Annotated in this window: 8 protein-coding genes; 6 read left to right on the top strand and 2 right to left on the bottom strand. The window is 70.3% G+C overall.

Annotated features, from left to right (window positions below; genetic code table 11):
* The first annotated feature begins 980 nt into the window (after positions 1 to 980).
* From ACFYXE_RS11000 to ACFYXE_RS10975, 6 genes are all read left to right on the top strand, one after another.
* Positions 981 to 1,874 (top strand): 3-hydroxyacyl-CoA dehydrogenase family protein, encoded by an 894-nt coding sequence (locus ACFYXE_RS11000; protein ID WP_389311147.1) that lies wholly within the window; start codon positions 981 to 983, stop codon positions 1,872 to 1,874.
* Positions 1,874 to 2,542, top strand: coding sequence for an O-methyltransferase (locus tag ACFYXE_RS10995; protein WP_389311145.1), 669 nt, complete (start codon positions 1,874 to 1,876; stop codon positions 2,540 to 2,542). The genes ACFYXE_RS11000 and ACFYXE_RS10995 overlap by 1 nt, the downstream gene beginning before the upstream one ends.
* 14 nt (positions 2,543 to 2,556) lie before the next feature.
* Entirely contained in the window at positions 2,557 to 2,838 is a 282-nt protein-coding gene (locus ACFYXE_RS10990; RefSeq protein WP_361165199.1) for an acyl carrier protein, read from the top strand.
* Positions 2,831 to 3,931 carry an acyl-CoA dehydrogenase family protein gene (locus ACFYXE_RS10985; RefSeq protein ID WP_389311143.1) on the top strand — a complete coding sequence of 367 codons (1,101 nt, stop codon included), beginning with the start codon at positions 2,831 to 2,833 and terminating at the stop codon, positions 3,929 to 3,931. Before ACFYXE_RS10990 ends, ACFYXE_RS10985 begins: the two co-directional genes overlap by 8 nt.
* Positions 3,928 to 4,905, top strand: coding sequence for a 3-oxoacyl-[acyl-carrier-protein] synthase III C-terminal domain-containing protein (locus ACFYXE_RS10980; protein WP_389311141.1), 978 nt, complete (start codon positions 3,928 to 3,930; stop codon positions 4,903 to 4,905). The genes ACFYXE_RS10985 and ACFYXE_RS10980 overlap by 4 nt, the downstream gene beginning before the upstream one ends.
* A gap of 68 nt (positions 4,906 to 4,973) precedes the next feature.
* Entirely contained in the window at positions 4,974 to 6,074 is a 1,101-nt protein-coding gene (locus tag ACFYXE_RS10975) for an HAD-IIIC family phosphatase (protein WP_389311139.1), read from the top strand.
* 49 nt (positions 6,075 to 6,123) lie between these two features.
* On the opposite strand, the gene ACFYXE_RS10970 is transcribed toward ACFYXE_RS10975, so the two are convergent.
* Both ACFYXE_RS10970 and ACFYXE_RS10965 read right to left on the bottom strand, forming a co-directional pair.
* The gene (locus tag ACFYXE_RS10970) at positions 6,124 to 7,575 is read right to left on the bottom strand and encodes an MFS transporter (protein WP_389311137.1); all 1,452 of its coding nucleotides are present in this window, start codon (positions 7,573 to 7,575) and stop codon (positions 6,124 to 6,126) included.
* Positions 7,572 to 8,519 (bottom strand): nucleoside hydrolase, encoded by a 948-nt coding sequence (locus ACFYXE_RS10965; protein WP_361165214.1) that lies wholly within the window; start codon positions 8,517 to 8,519, stop codon positions 7,572 to 7,574. The genes ACFYXE_RS10970 and ACFYXE_RS10965 overlap by 4 nt, the downstream gene beginning before the upstream one ends.
* Positions 8,520 to 8,735 lie beyond the last annotated feature (216 nt).

Genomic DNA, 8,735 nt, shown 5'->3' with positions numbered 1-8,735 from the left:
TGACCTTCGTCTCATCCGGGTGCCTTGCGGCTCGAATTGCGGCCAGCCCACAGCACTGCACCACAAAGCGGCGCAGCGCCCGGTGAACAATTCATCAAATCCAGCTGAAGAGATATCAGCGCAGCATCATGATCCGCGACTTAGAGTCGGTCTACGCGGGTCTCTCTGAGACCGTCTGCCCAGTGCCGGGGAGAATAAAAATACGGGTCCCATTGACTCCGCTTGCGTCACTGTCCGTAAGCATGCTCGGCGTTCGACCCCCCGTCAGGTTCGCTCGTCAAACGGAACCTAACACTTGATATCAAGCAGCGGCAACCGCTTGATCTTTCACCGGTCGACCTTTCCCGGGCCCGCCATCCACGCCACTCCACACCCAATTCGACCACGTGACGCACGTCGCAGCACGTGCGCGTGTCACATGCGGAAAGCTAAATTCCGGTCAGCGCATTCCGGCCGCCCGGGTCTCCGGTGTCCGACCGGGCACCCCGCGAACCTACCCAACTGACCTCATGGCGGCGGTATCCACGCACGGCCAGTAGTGCCCGCTTGTGCCCGTTTCCGACAGCTTGGCCCGCTTTCTCGCAACCCGTGACGTTTCCGCGACTTTCCGGGAGTTCGGATCTCGCGCGTCATTCCCCGCCTCTCCCCATTCATTCCTGGCAGGAGAAAGAAAAGAACAACAGGACCACAAAAGCGCAGGCGGCCCGGCATTTAGCGCGCGGCGCCGGATTGACAGGTTAATGACATGCACACTGCGCCGGGAAAAGTCATGCTACGGTCGTTCGGCATCAGAACGAGGAAGAGTCCTGCGCCGCCGCATTGCGGGCCGTCGCGCTTCGCATTGGCCTGGGCCTGACGACTTCCGGAATGCAGCATTCCGTCGTGATCATGTTTATCGGACCCTTATCTCGGTACGCCGGGCGGAAGCCGGTCCCGGAACCGCTCCCACTATCCCGCTATCCCGAGCGCGCCATTCATTCATGTCCACCGCCAGGTTGGGGAGGTATGCGGTGACAGAGGAAGAACCCACCCCACGGCTGGCCGTTCTCGGCGCCGGCGTCATGGGGGTCAGCATCACGACGCTGGCTCTCGGACGGGGTGTCCCGGTGGTTCTGGTCGAGACCGACCCGGTCAGGCGCGCCGACGCCCCCGCCAGGATCGAACGCGAGCTGCGCACCGCCCAGTTGATGGGCGTCCGGAGCGACAGGCCCCGCGCGGAGCTCGTCACCGGCACGTCCGTGGCCGACTGCGCGGACGCGGACGTCGTCATCGAGGCCGTCACCGAAGACGCCGGACTGAAGGCCGCGGCGCTCACCGAGGTCTCGGGGATCGTCCGCCCGGACACCGCACTGGTCACCAACACCTCCTCCATCCCGGTGGACGAACTCGCCGCGAAACTCCCGCGCCCCGAAAGCCTCCTCGGGGTCCACTTCATGAACCCCACCTACCTGATCGGCACGGTCGAGGTCGTCCGCGGCGCGCGCACCGCGCAGCACGCGGTCGACTCCGTCGGCCGACTGCTGGCGGCGCTCGACCGCCGGGGGGTCTTCGTCGGCGACGGCCCGGGGTTCGTCACCAGCCGCGTCCTGCACCGCATGATCAACGACGCGGCCCGCGTCGTCGAGGAGGGCCGGGCCTCGGCGGAGGACGTCGACCTCCTGATGCAGGAGTGCCTCGGGCACCGCACCGGACCGCTGCGCACCGCCGACCTCATCGGCATCGACAACCTCGTGGACTCGCTGTGGGTGCTGCACCAGCGCACCGGCGACGAGGGCTGCCGCCCCTGCGACCTGCTGCTGCGCAAGGTGCGGGACGGCGAGCACGGGCGCAAGAGCGGACAGGGCTTCTACCCGTATCCGGGACTGGTGCCCTGATGGCAGGTCAGCTCACGGTCGACGACCAACTCCTGTCCTACGTACGCCAGATGTCGCTGCGCGACGACGACGTACTCAGCGACCTGCGCGCCGAGACCGCCGGCATGCCGATGCTGCAGGCCATGCTGGTCCTGCCCGAGGAGGCACAGCTCCTGGCCCTCCTGGTCCGCGTGACCGGCGCCGCAGACGTCCTGGAAGTCGGCACCTTCACCGGCTACAGCAGCCTGTGCATGGCCCGCGCCCTGCCGCCCGACGGCCGCGTCGTCACCTGCGACATCAACGAACGGTGGACCCGCATCGCCGAGCGCTACTGGCGGCGCGCCGGTGTCGCCGACCGGATCGCCCTGCGGACCGGCGACGCCGCCCGGATCCTGGACGAGCTCGCCGAGCAGCGCGGCCCCGGCAGCTTCGACCTGGCGTTCGTCGACGCGGACAAGGCCAACTACCCCCGCTACTACGAGCAGGCGCTGGCGCTGGTGCGGCCCGGCGGACTGCTGGTCCTGGACAACACCCTCTTCTTCGGCAAGGTCGTCGACCCGGCCGCCCAGGACCCGGACACCCTGGCCATCCGCCGGCTCAACGCACTGCTGCGGGACGACGACCGCGTGGACATCTCCATGCTCGCCGTCGCCGACGGCCTCACCCTCGTCCACAAGAAGAAACCCTGAGAGGAAGCGCGGAGATGAGCGACCCCACCACGACCCGTCGGACATCGGCGGAAGAGGTCAGCACCGAGCTGAAGCGGTTCCTGGAGGAGCGCACCAAGACCGAATGGGCCGCGGACACCGACCTGTTCGCCACGGGCGGGGTCTCCTCCCTGTTCGCCATGGAGCTGGTGGTGCACGTCGAGAACACCTTCGGCATCGCCGTCGAGGGCCCCGACCTCAGGATCGACAACTTCCGTACGGTGAACGCGATGACCGAGCTGGTCCTCCGGCTCGCCGGGGCCGGATCCGGTGAGTGACGACCTCCGGGACCTGATCGGCGCGGAGGTCGGCGACCGCGCCGCCGACTGGGACCTGACGGAGACCCTCCCCCCGGAGGTCCTCCGGGGCCTGGGCGCCAAGGGGGCGCTCTGCGCCGAGGTCCCCGCCGCCTACGGGGGCCGCGGCCTGACCGGCCGCCAGAACGGCGAACTCACCGCGTACACGGGAGCGTTGTGCAGCTCCCTGCGCAGCGTCATGACGTCGCAGGGCATGGCGGCGTGGACGATCCAGCGCTTCGGCACCCGGCGCCAGCGCGCCGAGGAGCTCACCCGGCTCACCGAGGGCGGTCTGGCCGCCGTGGCGTTCAGCGAACCGCAGGCGGGCAGCGACCTCTCGGCGATCGGCACCACGATCGTGGACGACGGCGACGACGTCGTCCTGACCGGTCACAAGGTGTGGTCCACCGCCGCCGCCTACGCCGACGTCGTGGTGGTCTTCGGCCGCTACCGGGACGACGCGGCGGCCGTCCTCGTCCCGACCGACGCCCCGGGCGTGACGGTCCGGCCCGTCCCCCGGCCACTGGGCTGCCGCGCGGCCGGACACGCCGACGTACTGCTCGACGGCGTCCGGCTGCCCGCCGGGCGGGTGCTCTCCGGGGCGAGCCAGTCCCTCGCCCTGCTCACCACGATCGCCCTGACCTACGGCCGCCTCTCCGTCGCCTGGGGCTGCGTCGGCATCATCCGCGGCTGCCTGCGGGCCGCCGCCTCCCATGCCCGTACCCGTGAGCAGTTCGGCAAGCCCCTGGCACAGCACCAGCTGATCGCCCGTCACCTCTCGGAGCTGGTGGTCGCCGAACAGACCGCGACCCGGGTCTGCGAGCACGCCGCCGACTGCTGGGACGGCCGCTCGGCCGACCTCTCGCACGCCTCGGTGCTCGCCAAGCACGTCGCCGCCGGACAGGCGGCACACGCCGCGTCGACCGCGGTGCAGGTTCTCGCCTCCGCGGGCTCGGTGGACGGCGAAATGGTGGCCCGTGCCTACCGGGACGCCAAGTTGATGCAGATCATCGAGGGCAGCGACGAGATCTGCCAGCTGATCCTCGCGGAACGCGCGCTGGAAGGTGTGGCATGACGACCGAGACCGCAGGTGTGGGCATAGGCGCGATCCACTGTCTGCTGCCCGACGAACGGATGCCCGTCGCCGACCTGCCGGAGCTGGCCCGGCTGACCGAGGACGAGCTGCGGTTCGCCGAGCAGGCGGGGATCAAGTCCGTCGGCGTCTTCCCGGACACCGAACCCACCGAGCTCGCCGCCCGGGCCTGCGCGGAGCTGCTCGCCGGGCAGAGCGACGTGCCCGACCTGCTCGTGCACATCGGCTCGCGCGCCCCGGACGTACTGATCGGCTCGGACTCCGGAAAGATCGCCCACCTGGCCGGGATCTCCGGCACCTTCCCCTTCACCGTCGACGGTCTGGGCTGCGCCGGGTCCTCGGCCGCCTGGGGGCTGGCCCGCGACCTGCTCCTGGGCGACCCGTCCCGCTCCGCCGTCCTGCTCACCTACGGCAGCCGGCCCACCGCCGCCGACCGGGTGCGCCGCCCCGTCACCGTGGTCGGCGACGGCGCCTTCGCGATGACGCTGGTCCGCGGCGGACGCCCGCTGCTCAAGGCGCACCGCATGGAGGCCGACAGCTCCTTCCACGACCTGTTCAAGGTGGACTACAAGCACCACCCCTGGTCCCAGTGGCGCGAGGAGTGTGCCGACAACGACCGCTACTCCTTCGAGCTCGCCATGCACAGCCGTACGCGGCTCGGCAAGCTCGTGGGCCAGGTCCTCGCGGACGCCGGTCTCGACAAGGCCGACGTGACCGCCACGCTGATGCAGAACGTCACCGCCAGCGCCTTCCACTTCTACCGGACGACGCTGGGGCTGGAGATCCACCCGGTCTGCGCGACGCATCTGGAGGAGCTCGGCCACCTCGGCCCGATGGACGTGGTCCTCAACCTGGACCGCCTGCTGGCCTCCGGGGAGCTGCGGCGCGGACAGCACGTCCTCGTGCTGAGCAACAGCCCCGTGGCGGCCTGGACCGTGACGCTGTGGGAGGTGTGAGCGACGTGCCGCGCCACCGGACCGACGTGCCGCACCCCCGGACCGAGGACCGAGGAAGGAATGAGCCGGTGACGGAAGCCCAGCCGATCGTCAAGTGCCTGGTGTGGGACCTGGACAACACGCTGTGGCGCGGCACGCTGGTGGAGGACGGCGAGGTCGTTCTCCACGAGGGTCTGCGCGAGGTGATCGTGGAACTCGACGCGCGGGGCATCCTGCAGACGGTCGCGAGCCGCAACGACCACGACCACGCCTGGGGGCGGCTGGAGAAGCTCGGCCTCGCCGAGTACTTCGTGCTCCCCCGGATCAACTGGGGCGTCAAGTCCGCGTCGATCCGGTCGATCGCCGACGAGCTGAACTTCGCGCTGACGACGATCGCCTTCATCGACGACCAGCCGGCCGAGCGGGCCGAGGTGGAGTTCCACCACCCCGAGGTCCGCTGCTATCCGGCGGAGGAGGCGCTCGGGCTCCCCGGGCGCGCCGAGTTCACCCCGCCCGTGGTCACCGGGGACGCGCGCCGCAGGCGCCAGATGTACCAGGCCGGCGTCCGCCGGGAGACCGAGCGCACCGGGCACACGGGCACCGACGAGGAGTTCCTGCGCTCCCTCGGTCTGGAGCTGCGCATCGAGCGGGCCGGTGACGAGGCGATCTCCCGGGTCGAGGAGCTGACGCTGCGCACGAGCCAGATGAACGCGACGGGGGTGCACTACTCCGACGCGGCGCTGCGCGGGCTGGTCGCCGACGAGCGGCACGAGGTGCTGGTGGCCTCCCTCACCGACCGGTTCGGGCCGCACGGCGCGATCGGTGTGATCCTCGTGGAGCGGCGCCCGGACACCTGGCACATCAAGCTCCTCGCCACCTCGTGCCGTGTGGTGTCCTTCGGCGTGGGGACGGCGCTGCTGCGGTGGCTCAGCGACGAGTCGGCGCGGGCCGGGGTGGCGCTGACGGCCGGGTTCCGACGCACCGACCGCAATCGCATGATGGAGGTCGCCTACCGGTTCGCGGGCTTCCACGAGCCGTCCGAGGGGGCGGCGCCCCAGGACGCCGACGGGGTGCGGACCCTGGTCCTCGATCCCGTCCCGCAGGAGCCGCCCGGCCATCTGCGGGTCCACGCGCCCCGCCTGTTCGGCCCGCCGGGCGAGCCGGTCCCGTGGGGGAACGCCGCGGGGTGATCCCCTGGTCCGTGCCGCGGCCGGGCCGTGGCACGGACCAGGAGCCGGGTCACTCCGCCGCTTCCGCCTCCACCGGCTTGGGGATGAGGAACGACGTCGCGAAGGCCGCCGCGAGAAGGGCGACGCCGGCGATCATGCCTGCCGTGTAGCCGGCGGGCGACGTCTTGTCGGCCGGTGCCGCCGCGGTCTGCACGGCGTACAGGACGGCGAAGCTGAGCCCGGCGCCGAGGTTGAACGCGCCCGCGTTCAGGCCGGGCAGGAAGCCCGGGTTCTCCTTGGGGGACAGCACGATGCCGAGGCCGTTGAGGACGATGTTGCCCACGCCCGCGTAGGTGACGCCGATGAGGATCGAGGCGGCCAGGAGCAGCAGCCGCGAGTCGGCGTGCAGGGTGAACAGCATCAGGGTCACCGTCACGGCCGAGCCGATGAGCCCCAGGCGCAGGATGCGGCCGTAGCCGTACGTGGCGGCCAGGCGCCCGGCGAGGGGGCCCATGGCCAGGCCCGCGAGGGCGTACGGCGTCAGGGTCCACCAGGCGGACTGCTCGGCGCCCATGCCGAAGCCTGCCTGGGCGTCCTGGGCGAAGGCGGGGATCATGCCGTTCATCACGGCGAACACGCCGGTCATGGTCAGCACGGTGGTGAGCAGCAGCGCCCAGGTGGAACGCTGGCGCAGGTGCCGGGTGGCGACCAGGGGGTGGCTGCTGCGGTCCTCGGTGCGCCAGAACAGGGCGAAGGCGACGGCGGTGACGACGAACAGGCCGCCGACCAGGGGCCAGTTGGCGTTGCCGAGCTTGCCCGCCTCGTTCAGGGCGATCAGGGCCGCGCCCACCGAGACGACCAGCAGGGTGACGCCGGGCCAGTCCATGCGGGTGTCGGTGGTGTCCGCGGCCTTCGACTCGGGGGTGAGGGTGGCGACGAGCAGCGCGGCGATGGCGGCCACGCCGGCCATCGCCCAGAACACCGACTGGAATCCGTAGTGGTCGGCGAGGAAGCCGCCGGCCAGGGAGTCGACGCCCGCGATGCCGCCGTTGACGGCGGTGATGACGCCGAGGAGCGTGCCGTACTTCTTCGGCTCGTGCACCTCGTTGCGGAGCATGATCAGGCAGAGCGGCACGGTGGGGCCCGAGATGCCCTGGATGACACGGCCCGCGAAGAGCATCGGCACGCTCTCGGCGAGCGCGGCCACCACGCAGCCGACGACCATGAGGGCGAGCATGCCCGCGAGCACCTTCCGCCGTCCGACGAGGTCGCCGAGGCGCGGCAGGAAGAGCGAGAACAGCGCGGCCGAGGTGAAGAACGCCGTCTGGGTGAGGCCGATCTCCGCCGAGGTCGCCCCGAGGGAGTCCTCGATGTTCTTCAGGGCGGGGCTGAGCATGCTGGCGTTCAGCTGGAAGGCGAAGCAGGCCGCGAGGAGCGCGGTGACCAGGACGCCGATGCGCACCGGGCGGGAGCCCTTGGCGCCGCCGGGGGCGGCGGCGGGCTCGGTGAAGGAGGCGTTCATGCGCGGACGTCACCGATCCGCTCGAGGGCGTCCACGACGAGGTCCCAGAAGCGCCGGTGGTCCAGGTCGACGGCGACCTGGGTGTGGCAGTCGTCCGGGGCGGGGGCGCGGAAGTCCGTGACGGTCATGCCGAGCGTGAGCGTGCCGGTCAGCTCGATGTCCACGGGGGCCTTGCGGACGGTCATGACGCTCGGGTCGATGACGTAGGCGACGGCGCACGGGTCGTGAACCGGCGGCGCGTCGAAGCCCTGCGCCTCCAGGTACATGGCGCCGAAGAAGTCGAGGAGCTCGTTCACGAAGACGGCGGGCCCGGTGCCGACCTTCGCGATGCGCTCGACGACCTCGGGGGTGGCGAGGGCCTGGTGGGTCAGGTCGAGGCCGACCATGGTGACCGGCCAGCTCTCGTTGAAGACGATATGCGCGGCCTCGGGGTCGATCTTGATGTTGAACTCGGCGACGGGGCTCCAGTTGCCCGTGTGGTAGCCGCCGCCCATCAGGACGACCTCACGGACCCGCTCGACGATGCGGGGCTCCTTGCGCGCGGCCAGGGCGATGTTCGTCAGGCCCGCGGTCGGGACGAGGGTGATCTCGCCGGGCTCGTGCGCCATGACGGTGTCGATGATGAGGTCGACGGCGTGGCGCTCGTCCAGGGCGAGGGTCGGCTCGGGCATCACGGGGCCGTCGATGCCGCTCTCGCCGTGGATGTCCGGGGCGGTCTCCACCTCGCGTACGAGGGGTCGGGGGCAGCCCGCGGCGAACGGGACGCCGGTGATGTTCGCGATGCGGGCCACCGACAGGGCGTTGCGGGTGACCTTCTCCAGCGTCTGGTTGCCCACCACGGTGGTGACGGCTACCAGCTCGACATCCGGGTTTCCGTGCGCCAGGAGCATGGCGATCGCGTCGTCATGTCCGGGGTCGCAGTCCAGGATGATCTTTCGGGGCATCGCGGAACCTCTTTGTTCGGCTGAGCTGACGCTGCGCGGCGACAGCTCGGGAAAACGTTCTCCCAAGACTGTGTGCACCGGCGCGAATTATGTCAATGGTCAACGACACACCACGGCAAACGCGCCCGGAACGGACACCGCTCCTCGGTGGAACAGAGCATGACAAAAAATCCTGTACAGGGAAAATAGCCCCTGAAAATGGAGTCTGGTGATGCC

The organism is Streptomyces sp. NPDC002564, from assembly GCF_042889645.1.
Lineage (GTDB): Bacteria > Actinomycetota > Actinomycetes > Streptomycetales > Streptomycetaceae > Streptomyces.
This window is presented reverse-complemented; position numbering and strand designations above follow the sequence as displayed.

Coding starts and splice junctions, on each gene's coding strand:
- ACFYXE_RS10980 (WP_389311141.1), top strand. CDS start 3,928: ATGACGACCGAGACCGCAGGTGTGGGCATAGGCGCGATCCACTGTCTG.
- ACFYXE_RS10965 (WP_361165214.1), bottom strand. CDS start 8,519: ATGCCCCGAAAGATCATCCTGGACTGCGACCCCGGACATGACGACGCG.
- ACFYXE_RS10990 (WP_361165199.1), top strand. CDS start 2,557: ATGAGCGACCCCACCACGACCCGTCGGACATCGGCGGAAGAGGTCAGC.
- ACFYXE_RS11000 (WP_389311147.1), top strand. CDS start 981: ATGTCCACCGCCAGGTTGGGGAGGTATGCGGTGACAGAGGAAGAACCC.
- ACFYXE_RS10970 (WP_389311137.1), bottom strand. CDS start 7,575: ATGAACGCCTCCTTCACCGAGCCCGCCGCCGCCCCCGGCGGCGCCAAG.
- ACFYXE_RS10995 (WP_389311145.1), top strand. CDS start 1,874: ATGGCAGGTCAGCTCACGGTCGACGACCAACTCCTGTCCTACGTACGC.